General features: G+C 68.6%; 9 protein-coding genes. 6 read left to right on the top strand and 3 right to left on the bottom strand.

The genetic code is table 11. The features are described 5' to 3' along the window. Positions 1 to 8: 8 nt before the first annotated feature. Positions 9 to 2,204 carry a S9 family peptidase gene (locus VGB75_18340; GenBank protein HEY0169010.1) on the top strand — a complete coding sequence of 732 codons (2,196 nt, stop codon included), beginning with the start codon at positions 9 to 11 and terminating at the stop codon, positions 2,202 to 2,204. Here VGB75_18340 and VGB75_18335 read toward each other — a convergent pair. Next, positions 2,148 to 2,882: an endonuclease/exonuclease/phosphatase family protein gene (locus VGB75_18335; protein ID HEY0169009.1), complete on the bottom strand. Its 735-nt coding sequence runs from the start codon at positions 2,880 to 2,882 to the stop codon at positions 2,148 to 2,150. The two genes, VGB75_18340 and VGB75_18335, sit on opposite strands and share 57 nt — an antisense overlap. A gap of 272 nt (positions 2,883 to 3,154) precedes the next feature. Between VGB75_18335 and VGB75_18330 the strand changes: the two genes are divergently transcribed. The 4 genes from VGB75_18330 (at position 3,155) to VGB75_18315 (ending at position 13,587) form a co-directional block, all read left to right on the top strand. Further along, complete coding sequence (locus tag VGB75_18330; GenBank protein HEY0169008.1) at positions 3,155 to 6,034, top strand: hypothetical protein; 2,880 nt, start codon at positions 3,155 to 3,157, stop codon at positions 6,032 to 6,034. A 125-nt stretch (positions 6,035 to 6,159) separates the two neighbouring features. Then, positions 6,160 to 12,270, top strand: a complete 6,111-nt coding sequence (locus VGB75_18325) for an RHS repeat-associated core domain-containing protein (GenBank protein ID HEY0169007.1) — start codon at positions 6,160 to 6,162, stop codon at positions 12,268 to 12,270. A 275-nt stretch (positions 12,271 to 12,545) separates the two neighbouring features. Next, positions 12,546 to 12,923 (top strand): hypothetical protein, encoded by a 378-nt coding sequence (locus tag VGB75_18320; protein ID HEY0169006.1) that lies wholly within the window; start codon positions 12,546 to 12,548, stop codon positions 12,921 to 12,923. Between the two features lie 160 nt (positions 12,924 to 13,083). After that, positions 13,084 to 13,587: a hypothetical protein gene (locus tag VGB75_18315; protein ID HEY0169005.1), complete on the top strand. Its 504-nt coding sequence runs from the start codon at positions 13,084 to 13,086 to the stop codon at positions 13,585 to 13,587. A 50-nt stretch (positions 13,588 to 13,637) separates the two neighbouring features. Here VGB75_18315 and VGB75_18310 read toward each other — a convergent pair whose 3' ends face one another. Beyond that, positions 13,638 to 14,861, bottom strand: a complete 1,224-nt coding sequence (locus VGB75_18310; protein ID HEY0169004.1) for a cysteine desulfurase-like protein — start codon at positions 14,859 to 14,861, stop codon at positions 13,638 to 13,640. 143 nt (positions 14,862 to 15,004) lie between these two features. On the opposite strand from VGB75_18310, the gene VGB75_18305 reads away from it, so the two are divergent. Then, entirely contained in the window at positions 15,005 to 15,763 is a 759-nt protein-coding gene (locus VGB75_18305) for an SDR family oxidoreductase (protein ID HEY0169003.1), read from the top strand. 124 nt (positions 15,764 to 15,887) lie between these two features. On the opposite strand, the gene VGB75_18300 is transcribed toward VGB75_18305, so the two are convergent. Beyond that, complete coding sequence (locus tag VGB75_18300; GenBank protein ID HEY0169002.1) at positions 15,888 to 16,952, bottom strand: S1 family peptidase; 1,065 nt, start codon at positions 16,950 to 16,952, stop codon at positions 15,888 to 15,890. Positions 16,953 to 17,145: the final 193 nt, after the last annotated feature.

Here is a 17,145-nt window from a genome sequence, read left to right as displayed (position 1 = left end):
TCGGACAGATGTCTGACCAGCCTCAGCGCCCCACCCCGCCCGTCGCAGCGATCAAGCCGATCGAGCGGGTGCACCACGGTGATGCCTTCCTCGACGAGTACGAGTGGCTGCGGGACAAGGCCGACCCTGAGGTGATTGGCTACCTCGAGGCCGAGAACGCCTACACCGAGGCCAGCACCGCGCGGTTGGAGCCGTTGCGGCAACGGATCTTCGACGAGATCTCGACCCGCACGAGGCAGACCGACCTCTCGGTCCCGGCCCGGCGGGGCGGCTACTGGTACTACAGCCGGACTGTCGAGGGCCAGCAGTACCCGATCCACTGCCGGCTGCCCGCGGTCGGCGACGCGCCGCCGGTCATCGACGGCGGCGACGCGGACAGCGGCCAGCCCTCGGCCGAGCCGGTGGCGGCCGACGGCGAGCAGGTGTTGCTGGACGGCAACGAGATCGCTGCCGGCTCGGGGTTCTTCGCGCTGGGCACCGTCGACGTCTCTCCGGACGGCAACCTGCTGGCCTACTCCGTGGATCTGACCGGCGACGAGCGTTTCACCCTGCGCATCAAGGACCTGCGCACCGGTGAGGACCTGCCCGACACCGTCACCGGAGCCTTCTACTCCTCGGCCTGGGCCGCTGACGGCAGCGCCGTCTTCTACCTCACCGTCGATGACTCCTGGCGCCCGAACCAGGTCTGGCGGCACACCGTGGGCGCGGACTCGACCGAGGACGTGGTCGTTCACACCGAGGACGACGAGCGGTTCTGGGTCAGCGTCGACCTCACCCGCAACCAGCGGGCCATCCAGATCTCGATCGGCAGCAAACTCACCACCGAGGTGTGGCTGCTGGACGCGCACGCCCCGCAGTCGGCGCCGGTGCTCGTCGCGCCGCGCGTGGAGGGCGTGGAGTACCAGGTCGAGCACGCCGGTGATCAGCTGCTGATCACGCACAACACCAACGAGCCGAACTTCGAGCTGAGCGTGGTCGCAGCCCAGGACCCGGGCGCGAAGAATTGGCAGACGCTGGTCCCGGGCTCAGCCGAGCGCCGGCTGCTCTCAGTGGACGCCTTCGCCGGGCACGCGGTGCTGTACCTGCGCAGCGACGGCCTGACCAATCTCGCCGTGCTGCCCCGGCGGGGCGACAGCTTCGGCCAGCCCGAGCCGATCGAGTTCGAGGAGCCGCTCTACAGCGTGGTCCCGGGGTCCAACCGGGACTGGAACGCCACCAGCTACCGGCTGACCTACCGCTCGATGGTCACCCCCGACACCGTCTATGACTACGACCTGCCCTCGCGCGAGCTGCTGCTGCGCAAACGCCAATCGGTGCTGGGCGGCATCGATGTGAGCGACTACCGGCAGAGCCGGGAGTGGGCCCGGGCAGCCGACGGCACGATGGTGCCGCTGTCGGTGGTGCGCCGGGCCGACGTCGCGCTGGACGGCGACGCCCCGGTGGTGCTCTACGGCTACGGCGCCTACGAGGTCTCGATCGACCCGACCTTCTCGATCCCTCGGCTGTCGTTGCTGGACCGGGGCGTGGTCTTCGTCATCGCGCACGTGCGCGGCGGCGGGGAGCTGGGCCGGCACTGGTATGACCAGGGCAAGATGCTGGCCAAGCGCAACACCTTCACCGACTTCGTGGCCGCCGCCGAGCACCTGGTGGGCGCCGGGTGGACCCGTCCCGAGCGCATCGTGGCCCAGGGCGGCAGCGCCGGCGGCCTGCTGATGGGCGCGGTCGCCAACCTGGCGCCGCGGGCCTTCGGCGGCATCGTGGCGCAGGTGCCCTTCGTCGACGCGCTGACCACGATCCTGGACCCGTCGCTGCCTCTGACGGTGATCGAGTGGGAGGAGTGGGGCAACCCGCTGGCCGATCCAGAGGCCTATGCCTACATGAAGTCCTACACGCCGTATGAGAACGTCGAAGCCAAGGACTACCCGGCGATCCTCGCGGTGTGCGGCCTCAACGACGCCAGGGTGCTCTACGTCGAGCCGGCCAAGTGGGTCGCCAAGCTACGGGCCACCGCCACCGGCTCGGCGCGGTTCCTGCTCAAGACCGAGATGGAGGCAGGTCACGGCGGCCGCAGCGGCCGCTACGACGCCTGGCAGGAGATCGCGTTCACGTTGGCCTGGACGCTGGACACCCTCGGCGTCGCCTGGGAGTCAGAGGGCGCCGACGCCGACGCCGTTCCCAGTCTCGGTGTCAACGTCGGGGAGTAGGTACTCGACCACCAGCGGCCGGTGATCGGAGGCGATCCGGATGTCGGCGGAGTCGAGGACCTCGGCCTTGACCGGGCGCAGCCGCGGGTCTGCGAAGACCCCGTCGATCCGGCGGACCGGGTCGGCGGTGGAGTAGGTGAAGCCGTCGCCGGAGCCGACCGCCGCGAAGGCGTCGGCTCCGAAGCGCAGCATCCGCTGCCAGGTGGCTGAGCCAGGCGCCGCGTTGAGGTCTCCCCCGACGATCAGCGGCGCGTTGTCGGCAAGGTTGCGTTCGGCGAACTCGGCCAGCTCGTCCAGATGCCGCAGCCGGGGCGCCTCGATCAGGTCCAGGTGGGTGCCGGCGATCGCGAACGGTGAGCCGGCCAGCTTCAGAACGGCCAGGGCGCAGCCGCGGTGGTGCAGGCGCCGGTCGGTGGTGAAGCCGAGCTCGTGGCGGCTGGTGACTTCGACCGCGAGCGAGGACAGCACCAGGTTCGCGCCGCTCGCCCGGCCGCCGGTGACCCCGACCATGCCGGCCCGGCGGGCCAGCGCGGCGCACTTGGACCGCCAGCGAAGGAACCGCGGGGCTTCCTGGATGATCGCCACGTCGGGGGCGATCTCACGCATCACCCGGCCGAGTGCGTCGACGTCATCGCGCATGGAACGGACGTTGTAGGACAGGACTCGCAGCACAGTCACGCCGCCCATCCTGGCAGGTCCTGCCATCGCCGTCCCCATCCCCTCAGCCACCGGGGGACAGCCGCGCATCTGATATTTAACTTGACGGCTAATTATTAGAAGAATACCGTCCGGATGGTTCTTACACTCGCCTTATGCCCTCCCTGACCTGAGATCACGTCAGATCTTCCAGGACCGCTCTGGGCGTCGGTCGAACGTCGATTTCGCTACCGGCCTGTTCAGCGCTGCATTGGAGTGATCTTGTGACCTTTTCACCGTTACCGCTCGGGCATGTGAAGTTGGCTCTGACGGTGCTGCTTGCCACCTCTGGCCTCTCCGTGGTCCAGCTGGAGAGGTCAACCCCCGCCCTGGGCGCCCCGGTTGTGAGCGGGCCCCGCGCGGATGCCCCCAGTGCCGCCAGCCAGGACGTGGCTCTGCAGATCGCGCAGATGTACGGGCACGACGTGCAGGTGTCGTCACAGACCACAGAAGTGACCGAGGTAGTGGCACAACCGGACGGGTCATTGCGGTCGAAGACCTTCGCCGAGCCGGTGCGGGTGGCTCGCGGCACGGGCTGGACGCCGGTTGACGACACGGTGTCCTTCACCGCCGACGGGACGGTCCAACCGGCGGCGACCGAGGTTCGCATGAAGTTCTCCGGCGGTGGGACGGGGCCGTTGGCGTCGGTGCAGGCAGCCTCGGGGCAATGGCTGTCGGTGTACTGGCCCGAGGGCCCGCTGCCGGTGCCGACGCTGCAAGGTGACGCGGCGGTGTACGCCGATGTCCTGCCAGGGGTAGACCTTCGGGTAGCGGCAGGCACCTCGGGATTCTCTGAGGTGCTGGTGATCAAGACTGCCGCCGCGGCGGCCCAGCCGGAACTGCGCAGCGTCAGGTTCTCGGTCGATGACGGCTCGTTGACCTCGACCCCCGACGGTGACGGCGGGTTGCAGAGCACCTCCTCAGACGGAACGGTCCAACTCCGAGAAGGGCAGCCCACTTGGTGGGATTCGGCCGGCACAGGCGCTGACGCGACCGGTCCGGCCGACAACGGGGTGCCGCGACCGTTGCTGACAGCGACCTCAACGGCGAACTCGGTGACTATCGACGCCAGCGCGGTGGCTGACACCGAGGCGGCGGTGTACCCGGTGTTCGTCGATCCTTCCTGGTCCGGCGGAACCCGGCATGCCTGGACGTTCACCGACAACGCTTACCCGACGACGAATTACCTCAACGGCGCCGGAGCCAGCGACGCCTACGCTCATTCCGGCTTTGTGGACGCGGCATGGTCCGACGACGGTCGTAGCCATCTGACTCGCGCCTACTTCGGAATGAACATCGGTGGGATGGCCGGCAAGCACATCATCTCGGCGCAGTTCAATGCCAAGCTGAGGTACTCCTCGTCCTGCACCGCAACCGATGTCGCATTGCGCACCGCGAACTCCCTGATCAGCTCCAGCACGACCTGGAACTCCCAACCGGTGCTGGGCACCCTGCAGGACACCAAGGCCGGCGCCTGGCAGCCGGGGTGTCAAAACGGTGGCTCGACCGGCTTGGCGATGGGCTTCAACGCCACCCAGGTCGCGACGAATGCCGCTGCCGCGGGCTTCGCGGTGGTCACGTTGGCCCTGGTCTCGACGAATGAGTCCAACCGCCTGACCTGGAAGAAGTTTTACAACAACCCGTTTCTGGCGGTGACGTACAACTCGATCCCGACCGCGCCGGCGTACCGTTCGGTCAGGCCCTGCTACGCGCAGTGCGGCTTGCCGACCACGACGTCGGTCATCACTCCGACGCTCACGGCCCAGTCTCGCGACTCCGACGGCGGAAACCTTCGCTACTCCTTCGAGGTCTGGGCGTCCTGGTCAGACACCCCAGCCGTCCGGGTCCAGGCTTACCAGACGCCGGCGATCGCACAGAACACCCTGAGCCACTGGATCGTGTCGAACACACCGCCGGCCGGGCAATCCAAGCTTGTGGACGGCCATTACGAGTACCGGGTCCGGGCCTTCGACGGCACGGACTACAGCGCGTGGTCCGGCGGTTGGATCCAGTTCGCGGTCGACACAAGCAAGCCTGGCCCGCCGACCGTGACGATCAGCGGAGCGACCAGCGATCCGAACACCGAGCCGGCGAGCGTCGTGGGCACGGTCGGAGCTCCGATCACCGTGGGATTCGGGACGAGCGAGGATGCGTCCCTGACGCAGATCGCGTACTCCCTCTACGACAAGATCCCGGTTTACTCCACCCCGCCGGCATGTGGCAGCGAGGTCGACGCGGTGATCGTGCTGTGTCGCAGTGGTGGTGTCTTCCCTGCCCAGACGATCGCGGCTCCGGACACCTCCTCCACCTTGTACCTGATGGGTTGGGACTCCGCGGGTAATCGGAGCGCGACCGGCAGCCAGGCAATCCTGGTCAATGAAGATGTGAGCGGGGCGCAGGCGGCTCACACCTGGCGGATCGACTCGGCGGTGATCGGGTCCATCCCTGACCTGGCCTCATCGGGTCCCTCCTTGTCCGAAGGGGCCGGAGTCACCCGAGGCGCCGACGCGCCAAACCCATCGGTCACCAGCGTCGATGACGACACCGGCGAGACGATCGCGCAGCCGCAGGATGTCTCGGTCTTCACCGGCGCCGGCGCGCTGAAGACCACTGCCACGGGTGCGGCCAGCGTGCTGGGAACCGCAGGCATGGCCAGCAGTTTCACCTTCACCGCGTGGGTGAAACCGACCGCGGCTGCCGCGACGAGTCCGACAGCCACGGCCGGCTATGCCGTGGCAGCCGTCGAGGGATCCTCGGTCAGCGGGTTCTTCATCGACGTGTATCGCAATCAATGGCGTTTCTGCATGCCGAGTACTCAGAACTCCACGTTCGACGGCGTGTGCGCCGTGGTGACCGGTGTGGTGCTGGATTGGAACTTCGTCGCCGCCCAGTGGGATGCGGTGAACAAGCAATTGCGGTTCAGCGTCGGCACGCCGAGCGGGTCGAGCGCGATAGTGAAGTCGCATCCGGTCACCGCCGCCGCGAGCGGGGTTTTCGATGTCGGCGTGCGCAATCAGCCGGGACAGCTGTACCCCTGGGTGGGAAGGGTCTTCGCGCCAACGCTCATGCAGGCGATCGCATCGAGCAACCAGCTCACCGCTCTATGGCAGTACGCCACACCCGCTCAGCTGTGACCGGCCTGCTGTCACTCATCACCGTTTGGAGTATCGGAATGCCTTTCCGCTTCGCTGGCTCTCACCGTGGCGCGCACGGCTCGATAGCGCTTGTCGCGGCAACGGTGTTGACAGCTGCCACCTTGATGCCGCCGGCGACCGTGGCCGCGGCTCCGGGGCAGGGCTCGAGCCCGGTTGCCGGCTCTGCCGCCGCGCGCGCCCTGTCGCCGGTCACAGCCGCTGTGGCAGCTCCGCTCAACGATCCGACGCCAGCCTCGTCACGCTCGGTCAACGCACCCGCGGTGGTGCTCACCGGCTCGCGTTCGGTCAGCCTGGCCCACGCGGGCATCGGTCAGTGGATACCGACCGGGCTCGCGGGTGTGACGGTGGCCCGGCGTACGGCCTCATCGGCTGCCAGCGCGAGGGTGGCGGTGCTGAGCGCGGCAGAGCGGCGGGCTCGGGGCTTCGCCGGCCCGGCGTTCCGGCTCACCCGCACCGACGGCAGGGCAGGCGCTCCCGCTCTTGACGTCAAGGTCGATGAGCTGACCTTGAACGCGCAGTTCGGCGCCAACTACGCCAGCCGTGTGCACTGGGTCCAGCGGCCCGACACCGCAAGCGCCACCCGGCCGGGGCGGCCAACGTCGGCTGCGGTGTCCCAACCCTCGGCGCTCATGGTCGCCGCCTCCACACCGGCGGCAGCCAACGGCACCGGCACCTTCGGGGCCACCTCGCTGTCACCGTCAGCTTCCTGGCAGGTCTCGGCCCAGACCGGCTCCTTCGCCTGGAACTATCCGTTGCGGACTCCGCCCGCCGCCGGCGGCCTGCAACCAGGTCTGGCTCTGTCCTATGACTCCGGAAAGGTGGACGGCGCGACCGGCGTCACGAACAACCAGCCCTCAGCCGTGGGAGAGGGGTGGAACCTGTCCGGGGCGGGCTTCATCGAGCGCTCCTACCAGCCCTGCGCCATCGACGGCGTGGCAGCCTCGGCAGACCTGTGCTGGAAGTCCGACAACGCCTCCATCTCATTCGGCGGGCACTCCGGTCGCCTGGTCAAGGACAGCTCGAACGTGTGGCACATCGACGGCGACGACGGTTCCAGGATCCAGAAGGTGACCGGCGCCGTCAACGGCGACGCGGGCACCGCCGGAACTGAGGGCAGCGCGGGTGAGCACTGGAAGCTGACGACCACCGACGGCACCCAGTACTTCTTCGGGCTCAATCGCCTCCCGGGCTGGGTCAGCGGCAATGCTCAGACCCAGTCGGCCTGGACGGTCCCGGTGTTCGGCAACAACTCAGGTGAGCCCTGCTACAACGCCACATTCGCCAGCGCCTCCTGCCTGCAGGCATGGCGATGGAATTTGGACTACGTCGTCACTGCGCACGGCGCCTCGAAGGCGTACTACTACGCACCCGAAGCCAATCAATACCTGCGCAACAACACCACCGCCGTCAGCTACACCCGCGGCGGGCAGCTGAGCCGCGTCGACTACGGCACCACCGGCGGCAGCGGGCTGAGCACGCCGGCCCCGGCCCGGCTGCTGCTGGACAACGTCGACCGCTGCAGCGACACCGCCGTGGCCTGTGACGCCGCCCATGCCTCCAACGCCCCCGACGTGCCGTGGGACCAAGCCTGCACCAGCGCCGCGACCTGCGTCGGCCACCCGTCGCCGACCTTCTTCACCCAGAAGATGATCAGCAAGATCCACGCTCAGACCGCCGTCGGGTCCGTCTACTCCGACGTCGACCTGTGGACGCTGACTCATAGCTTCCCGTCACCCGGCGACAACACCTCACCCGCGCTGTGGCTGACCCAGATCGGCCACTCCGGCGCCGCCACGACCACTGCGGTGCCCCCCGTCGTCTTCACCGGCACGTCGATGCAGAACCGGGTGTTAGCGGTGGATGGATCGGCGCTGCAGTGGAAGCACCGGATCTCCTCCCTCAAGATCGAGACCGGAGCCAGCATCGCGGTCGGCTACTCGGCCCAGTCATGCAATCCAGCCGCTTTGCCGACGCCGGAATCAAACACCCAGCGGTGCTTTCCGCAATGGTGGGCGCCGGCCGGGCAGAACCCGAAGCTGGACTGGTTCAACAAGTACGTCGTGACCCAGGTGTCCAGCGATTCCCGCACCGGTGGCACTCAAGCCACCGACGACACCTACTACGACTATGTCGGCGCCCCGGCATGGCGATATGACAAGTCCCCCTTCATCGAGGCTGCCAAGCGAACCTGGTCCCAGTACGCCGGCTACTCAAAGATTCGCATCCGCCATGGCACTGACAGCTCACCGTCATCCCAGGAGACCAGCACCTACACCTACTACCAGGGCATGAACGGTGACCGGCTCAACTCCGCAGGCGGCGCCAAGGCCGTCACCGTCACCGCCTCCGACGGCTCGGCGGTAGCCGACTCGCTGTGGTTGGCAGGCCGAGTCCGCGAGGCCGTGGTCAGCAACGGCAACACCGGCCCGCGCTCGGCGCCGGCGCCAGGCCCACGGGTGTCCAACACCATCACCACGCCGTGGGCCCTTCAAACCGCGACCGACGGCACCTACACCGCCTACCTCAGCGCTGGCGCCGACACGGTCACCAGGACGGCGCTGTCCGCGGGCGGGGACCGCACCACCCAGACCGTCATCACGCGTGACAGCCACGGCCGGGCCACCGCCGTCAACGACAGGGGCGACACCGCCACCACGGCCGACGACCGGTGCACCACCACCAGCTACGCCGACAACACCGCCAGCTGGATGCTCAACTTTCCCAGCGAGGTCAACGTCATCGGCAAGGCGTGCGGCGCGGCCCTGACCTACCCGGCCGACGCGATCAGCGCCACCCGCAGTTACTACGACGGCAGCAGCACCCTCGGCGCGGCGCCGACGGTCGGCAACGGCACCCGGGTCGATGTGGTCAAGGGCTACACCTCCACCACCGCCGCCAGCGCCCAGTGGCAGACGACGCTCACCAGCACCTTCGACAGCCTCGGCCGAACCCTGACCTCGACCGACCCTCGGCTCAGCCCGGCCCGGACCACCACGGCCGCCTACCTGCCCACCGGCACCGGCCTGAGCACCCAGGTCACCACCACGAACCCACTCGGCTGGAGCGTCGTCACCGTCCTGGACCCGCGATGGGGCGTGCCCACCAAGGTCACCGACCAGAACAACCACGTCACCGAGGCGACCTATGACCCGTTCGGCCGGCGGCTTCAGATCTGGTCGCCGCAACGGCCGCGGGCCACCAACCCGACGCCCTCGCAGTCCTACGCCTACACCGTCTCCGCGACGGCGCCCACGACCGTGGCGACGACCAGCCTCACCCCCTCCGGCGGGGTCATCACCGGCTACGCCCTCTACGACGGGCTGCTGCGGCCTCGCCAAACCCAGGCGCCGGCCAACGGCGGCGGCATCGTGGTCAGCGACACCCTCTACGACGGCGCCGGGCGCATCGTGACCACCAACTCGCCCTACTACACCCCCGGCGCCCCCGGCGCGGGGCTGATCACGCCGGTCACGTCCGTTCCCGGGCAGACGGTCACCGGCTACGACGGCGCCGGACGCACCAGCCACACCGCCCAGTGGATCAACAACAGTGAGGCGTGGCGCACCAGCTACAGCTACGGCGGTGACCGCGTCGACGTCACCCCGCCCGACGGCGCGACCGCGACCACCACCACCGTCGACGCCCGCGGCAACACGACGTCGCTGGCTCAGTACCACGCAGCCACCCCCACCGGCACCGCCGACGTCACCCACTACAGCCACTACCCGGCCGGTCAGCTGAAATCGATGACCGATCCCGCCGGCAATGCCTGGACGTGGAAGTACGACGTGCTCGGGCAGCTGACCAGCGCCCACGACCCGGACAAGGGCGACAGCGTCACCAGCTATGACGCCGGGGGCAACCTCAGCAGCTCCACCGACGCCAACGGCGACACCCTCGCCTACACCTATGACACGCTCAACCGAAAGACCGGCGAGTACGCCGGCTCGACCGCCGGCGCCCAGTTGGCCGGCTGGACCTATGACACCCTGGCCAGCAGCGTCAGCAAGGGCCAGCCCGTCAGCGCCACTCGCTACCTGGGCGGGATCGCGTTCGCGACCGCCACCGTCAACAATTACGACGCCGCCGACCGGGTGACCTCCCAGAAGATGGTCATCAGCAGCGGTGTCATGGCCGGCAGCTACTTCACCACCATGGGATACACCGCCGACGGCCAGCTCGCCTCCATCGGCCACAACGCCTACGCCGGCCTCAGCGGTGACGGGGTGAGCTACTCCTACGACAACCTCGGCAATCCCAGTGGCGCGATCGGCACCGGCGTCGTCAACTATGTCGGCTCCACCACGTACTCGGCCATCGGCGAGGTGACCGAGTACCAAGCCGCGATCGGCGCCAAGTCCTACGCGCGCGCCTTCACCCACCAGGACGGCACCGGCCGGCTGCTCACCGACACCACGACCACCAACATCCCCGGCAACCCGGCCGCCGCCGTGCACAGCTACAGCTACAGCGACGCGGGCCTGGTGACCCGAGACCAGAACGCGGTCACCGCTATCGGCGCCGACACCCAGTGCTTCGGCTATGACCACCGGCAACAGCTGACCGCGGCCTGGACGCCCAGCTCTGCCGACTGCGCCGCGCCGGCCAGCAGCGCCGGCCTCGCCGGGCCCGCGCCGTACTGGGCTTCCTACACCTACGACAGCACCGGAAATCGGACCAGCGCCACCCAGCACGCCACCACCGCCACCGGCGCCGACACCACTGACAACTACGCCTACCCGGCCCCTGGGCCGGCAGCGGTCCGACCGCACGCCGTCACGTCGGTGACGGCCGCCGGGACGCCGCCCAGCGGGGCCACCAGCTTCGGCTATGACAGTGCCGGCAACACCGTCAGCCGCCCCGGCGGGCAGACACTGGACTACGACATCCAGGGCCGCCTGGCCACCGCCACCGTCAACGCCCAGACCCAGTCCAACATCTACGACGCCGACGGCGCCCTGCTCCAGCAAACCGATTCCAGTGGCACCACCCTCTTCGTGGGTGACACCGAGGTGCACGCCGACAGCGGCAGCACCACGTTGAGCCTGACCCGCACCTACAGCTACCTCGGCCACCCGGTCGCTGAACGCGTCACCAAGCCCGGTGTCACCGGCAGCACCGTGAACTGGCTGATCACCGACAGCCACGACACCGCCGAAGTCGCCATCAACACCGTCACCGGCGCCCTGACCCGGCGTCACCTCGACCCGTTCGGCGCACCCCGCGACCCGAGCGCCGTCGCCTGGAGTGCCAACCACGGCTTCCTCAACGCGCCGCTGAACAACCTCACCGCGACCACCCGGCTCGGCGCCCGCGACTATGACCCCGCCCTGGGCCGGTTTCTCACCGTCGACCCGCTCCTGGACCCCGGCAACCCGCTACAAGCCAACGGCTACAGCTACGCCTCCAACAACCCGATCAGCAACAGTGACCCGACCGGGCTCATCCAGCAGCAGGAGTCCGGCAGCCTGGACTGCAGCCGCCGGCAATGCATCGAGGCCGAGATCAACGGCTCCTATTCCAGGGGGCTGTCCAACGGCGACCCGATGCCGAGCTATGACCAGTACGTGGCCAAGCAGACCCCGGGAATCGGGTCCTTCACCGACTTCGTCGGCGGCGCCGTCCATGCCGCCGGCGCGATGTCAGACTCCTTGCCCGCGTCGAGCTGCGGCATCTCCGGCGGCCGCTTCTGCACCGGCGGGTGGGTGTCGAATCAGTACAACACGACCTTCGACGTCAACAGCGGCTCCCTCGCCTATGACGGCGGCCAAGCCCTGGTCATCGCTGCCACCCTCTTCGGCCCCGGAGCCGCCGCGGACGGCATCGGGATCGCGCTCACCGCCGGCCGCGCAGCACGCGCAGCACGAGCAGCCGGCAAGGCCAAGGCCCCAACCGCCGCAGGGGCCAGTGACGACCTCACGACCCTGTACCGGGCTGTGGGCAAGGACGAACTGAAGGACATCCAGGGCACCGGTGTATACCGCGCGGCGCCGGGTGGCACGGAAGGGAAGTACTTCTTCCCAACGAGGGGTCAGGCTGAGCACTTCTCGAACTTGATGGAGAAGGCTGGTCAGGGCTCGACGTGCATCACATCGGGGTGCATCCCGACGGCGATGCTGCGCGGCGTCCAGACGATCCATCCGGCCGGTGAGGGGCCGGCGTACTTCATCCCGAGCGATCTGCTGCCCTATTTCAGTAACATCGCCCATGGCTGACGTGAGGTCCGGCCGCCGAGTCCCGACGCATGCCCGGCTGGATCCGGGCGGCCAAATAGAGATCCGCGCTGCAAGCGTCGAACGGCAATCACGTCACGCTCAGCTGGCTGTCTGCTCGCCGGTGACGGTCGGCCCTGGCAGACTAAGGGCCGTGAACCACGAGTGGTCAGAGAAGGGCGTCAGGCGCGTCGCGTCGCCTGCTTGCGCTGGTGTCGGATTCGCCGTGCTGGGACTTGCGGTCAGCGTCGCTCCCCCTGACAGCGACATCCTTGCCGATGGCTGACGTGATGGCCGGCCACCGTGTCCCGACCTTGGTCCGGCTTGAAGAAGCCCAGAAGGCTCGGCTTCTTCAAGGGGTCTTCAGCGCTGGTTCGCGAAGCGTGATGTTCCGCTTTCCGGAGGCCGGCCAGCATGAGGACGGCGACATGTTCGGAGCGATTATCGAGGATGTCAATGAGCAGCCGGATGGCCTTCTTCGCGTGCGTCTCTGGTTCTGGAATGACCTGGCGGCGATCTACGCGACCCCCGGTGCGCGATTCGAGGTCTGGCACGCCCGGACCGCCGGTGAGGGGGTCGTGCTGTCTCGCTCAGCTGACGCTGGCAGTGGGGGCGCGGAGTTTGGCCAGCAACAATCCCACGTTGACACCGAATAGGACCGCCGAACAAGGTGATCCACATTCACGGCTCCGCCAGGGTCGGCGTCCGCTACTCGGTCAGTGGCGACTTCATGGGACTGCTGGAGCCGTAGAGGTGGACGAATCCATAGGTGACCTACTACTGGGGCCATCCCCACTCACCCACTCGGATCGGCCCGTGAGCGCCTTCCCTGCCGGCGAGTCGTACGTCATACACGTGGGCGCGACGGACAGCCTTCTGGCGCGGCTCGAGGATGGCGCTCGAACCGCTGAGATGAGCGTCATTCGGCTCGATCTCGCCGGCCTGACCGACGACGTGGCCCTGAGCGACTACTTGGCCACTGCCTTCATGTTCCCGCACGAGACTCGCGGACTCGACGCGGCGATCGATCTGATCTCTGATCTGGAATGGTTCGCGAACCCGAATGGGTACTTGGTGCTGGTTGACGGTCTAGATCGCGCCCCGAACGTCGTTCAGTCGTTTGCCGGCGTCTTGCCGAACATCGTCGATCGCCGGCGGAGTCAAGCTGTGCCGTTCATCCTTGTGATCCTGATGAATAGCGAGCGGTTGACTACTGCCTTGGCAGCGGAGAACCGTCTGATGGACGAGGCTGGCCGGCTTCCGTGGGCGCAGCCCGGAACGGGCGGCGTGGACGTGGTCGTCCACAACGGGCCCGCATGACGCAGGCGCGTCGCGCGGCCCGGTTTTCCGCGCGTTCATAGTGCGATTCGCTAGTGCCCGGTGAGCTTGGCCAGCCCGTCGAGCAGCCGGTCGACGTCGGAGTCGTCGTTGTACGGGGCCAGCCCGATCCGCAGCCCGCCGTCCTCGTCGGGCAGGCCGAGCCGTCGGGCCGGCTCGTAGGCGTAGAACGTGCTGGCCGGGGCGTTGACGTCGAGTTCGGCGAGGAACCGGTAGGCCTCCCCCGCCGGGCGATCGGCGAAGGTGTACAGCAGCGTCGGGGTGCGGCGGCCGGCGCGGGAGTGCAGCGTCATGCTGTCGAACTCGGCGAGGGTGGACTCGATGCGCCTGCGAAGGGCTTCTTCGTGCTCGTGCACGGCGTCCATCGAGGCGAGCACGCGCTGACGCCGATCCCCACCGGTCGAGTCACTGCCGGCGATTCGGCCCAGGTCGGCGATGAAGTCGACCACCGCGGTGGTGCCGGCCATCAGCTCATACGGCAGGGTGCCCAGCTCGAAGCGCTCCGGGACGTCCTCGGTGGCGGGCAGCAGCTTGTCCGGGTGCAGCGTCTGGAGCAAGGCGGGACTGGCGGCCAGCACACCGCAATGCGGGCCGAAGAACTTGTAGGGCGAACAGACGAAGAAGTCCGCTCCGAGCGCGGCGACGTCGATGCCGGCGTGCGCGGCCAGGTGCACCCCGTCGACGTAGAGCAACGCGCCGACGCCGTGCACCAGCTCAGCGATCGCCGGCAGGTCAGGGCGGGTGCCGATCAGGTTCGAGGCGCCGGTCACCGCGACCAGCCGGGTGCGCTCGCTCAGCTGCTCGGCGACGTGCTCGGGCCTGAGCTCGGTGGTCTCGGGGTCGAAGTCGATCCAGCGCACGGTCGCGCCGGCGTTCTCGGCTGTGATCACCCATGGCCGGACGTTGGCGTCGTGGTCCAGCCGGCTGACCACCACCTCGTCACCGGGCGACCAGGTCTTGGCCAGCGCCCGCCCGATGTCGAAGGTCAGCTGGGTCATGCTGCGCCCGAACACGATGCCGCCCGGATCGGCGCCGAGCAGGTCGGCCATCGCCGCCCTGAACCCGCGCACGACCTCATCGGCGTTGCGCTCGGCGCGGGTCATCACGCCCCGGTTGGCGATCGAGGAGACCAGCGTGTCGGAGATGGCGCGGGCGACGACTTCTGGCGTCTGCGAGCCGCCCGGGCCGTCGAAGTACGCCGCGCCGGCGGCCAGGGACGGAAACTGGGCGCGGACAGCGGCGACATCGAAGCTCATGACGCACACTCTCTCATCGCCGCGCTCGCCAGGGAACAGCCACGCTCGCCAGGGACAGTTCCCGCTTGCCAGGGGACAGTCCCGCCCGGCAGTGACGTGCCGCCGCAAAGGAACAGTCTTGGCCGCCCGGTAGCGTCGCGAGCATGAGGACCTGCACCCTGGTGACCGGATCAAGCCGCGGCATCGGCGCGGCCATCGCGCACAAGCTCGCCGAGGCCGGGCATCGGGTGGCGGTGCACGCCGGGCGCGACACCGCCTCGGCCGAGCGGGTCCGCGATGCGCTGCCCGGCAGGGGGCACCTCGTCGTGACCGGTGACCTCACCTCGCCCGACACCTGCCCGCGGCTCATCGCCGAGGTGATCGAGGGGCTGGGCGACCTTGACGTGCTGGTCAACAACGCCGCCGTCTACGCCGGGCACCCCATCGACGGCACGAGCTACTCCGAGTGGCAGCAGACCTGGCGCGCCACGTTGGAGCTCAATCTGGTGGCGCCGGCGAACTTGGCCTGGCTGACCGTCGACCACCTGCTGCGCCGCCAGGCCGGCCCGGCGGGCGGCCGGCTGATCAGCGTCGGCTCTCGCGGGGCGTACCGCGGTGAGCCGGTCACCCCGGCCTACGGCGCGAGCAAGGCCGCGCTGCATGCCATGACCCAGTCGCTGGCGGTCGCCCTGGCGCCGCACGGCATTCTCGCCGCTGCCGTCGCGCCCGGCTTCGTCGACACCGAGATGGCCCGCGCCATCCTCGACGGCCCGGACGGCGACGCGGTGCGGGCCCAGAGCCCGTTCGGACGGGTCGCCACCCCCGCCGAGGTGGCCGCGACCGTCGCCTGGCTGGCCACCGACGCGCCGGAGTGGATCAGCGGCAGCGTTCTGGACGTCAACGGAGCCTCGCACCTGCGCTGAGCGGGCGGCCTGCACACAGAACCGGCCGCCCGCGCGATGCGCGAGCGGCCGGCCTGGTCTTGCCTGGTCTTGCCTTGTGGAGGGGAAAGCGGTTGGTGCGGTGGTTCTCAGAGCTCAGTGATTTTTAGTAGACCGACACGCCGTACACGGACAGCGCCTCGGTGACCGGCTGGAAGTACGTGATGCCGCCGGAGCTGCAGTTGCCACTGCCACCTGAGGTCAGGCCGAGCGCCTTGGAGCCGTCGAACAGCGAGCCACCCGAGTCGCCACCCTCAGCGCAGACGTTGGTCTTGATCAGACCGTAGACCGAGCCCTGGGCGTAGTTCACCGTGGCGTTGAGCGCCTGGACGCTGCCGCTGCGAAGACCGGTGGTGCTGCCACTGCGCTTGACTGCCTCACCGACGAAGGCGTTGGCGGCCGAGGTGATGTCCTGGGTGCTGCCGTTGTACAGGTTGACAGTGCCCTCGTGAGCGATGGTGCTGGTGTAACGCACGATCCCGTAGTCGTTGCCCGGGAAGCTGGTGCCCGTCCGGCTGCCCAGCACGGTGGTGTTCGCCGAGTTGGCGTACCAGGTCGTGGCGAGGTTGGTGCAGTGACCGGCGGTCAGGAAGTAGTAGGTGCCGGCGCTGTCGCGGACGTTGAAGCCGAGCGAGCAGCGCGAGCCGCCGCCGTAGATGGCGTCGCCACCCTTGATGGTCGTGGTGAAGGTGCCGGCCACGCGCTCGGTGCGAACCAGGCTACCGAGCTTGGCGACCGCGGCGTTGACCTTGGCCAGCTTGGCGCCGGTCACGCTCTGGTCCAGTGACACGACGACCTGGGCGGTCTTGGCGTCGACGGCCCATGCGGTTCCGGCGACGCGGGCGACCTTGTCGAGCGTGGTGATGGCGCCGTTGAGGGCGGCCGAGCCGTGCTTGACGAGCTGCGCCGTCGCTCCGGCGTTGCGGACCTGGGCAGCGGCCGCGGCGTCGGTGACGGTGACGACCATCTGGCCGGCGGCGTTCTGGTAGGCGCCTGCGGAACGGGCGCCGAGCTGGGTGGCCAGTGCGGTCGCAGCGGTGGGACTGACCGCGGGAGCAGCCGGAGCCGGAGCGGCCTGGGTGGAAGGAGCGATCAGCAGGGTTCCTGCGGCGAGCGCGGTGACCGCGACGGCAATGGCGCCGGTGCGGGCCGAGATGCGGGTGGGTCTCAAGACGAGCCTCCTCATAGGGGGTGAGCGGGCCGGGGTAGCACGCTCCAAGAGCGGGCAGGGGAGCACGCTCAGGGTGCTCGGCAGGCTAGGTCACCTATCCGTTCGATCTGGTAAAAGACCGTGCGAGATCAGCGAAACAGACAAATCCGAGGTGAGTTAGGTTTAGCACGTACGTACTTATTCGGACAAGTAA

The sequence above is a fragment of the Jatrophihabitans sp. genome, assembly GCA_036399055.1.
In the GTDB taxonomy this organism is placed as follows: domain Bacteria; phylum Actinomycetota; class Actinomycetes; order Mycobacteriales; family Jatrophihabitantaceae; genus Jatrophihabitans_A.
This window is presented reverse-complemented; position numbering and strand designations above follow the sequence as displayed.

Bases quoted from the DNA above. Each gene is read 5' to 3' on its own strand.
- VGB75_18310 (HEY0169004.1), bottom strand. From the start codon at position 14,861: ATGAGCTTCGATGTCGCCGCTGTCCGCGCCCAGTTTCCGTCCCTGGCC.
- VGB75_18305 (HEY0169003.1), top strand. From the start codon at position 15,005: ATGAGGACCTGCACCCTGGTGACCGGATCAAGCCGCGGCATCGGCGCG.
- VGB75_18340 (HEY0169010.1), top strand. From the start codon at position 9: ATGTCTGACCAGCCTCAGCGCCCCACCCCGCCCGTCGCAGCGATCAAG.
- VGB75_18325 (HEY0169007.1), top strand. From the start codon at position 6,160: ATGCCGCCGGCGACCGTGGCCGCGGCTCCGGGGCAGGGCTCGAGCCCG.
- VGB75_18320 (HEY0169006.1), top strand. From the start codon at position 12,546: ATGGCTGACGTGATGGCCGGCCACCGTGTCCCGACCTTGGTCCGGCTT.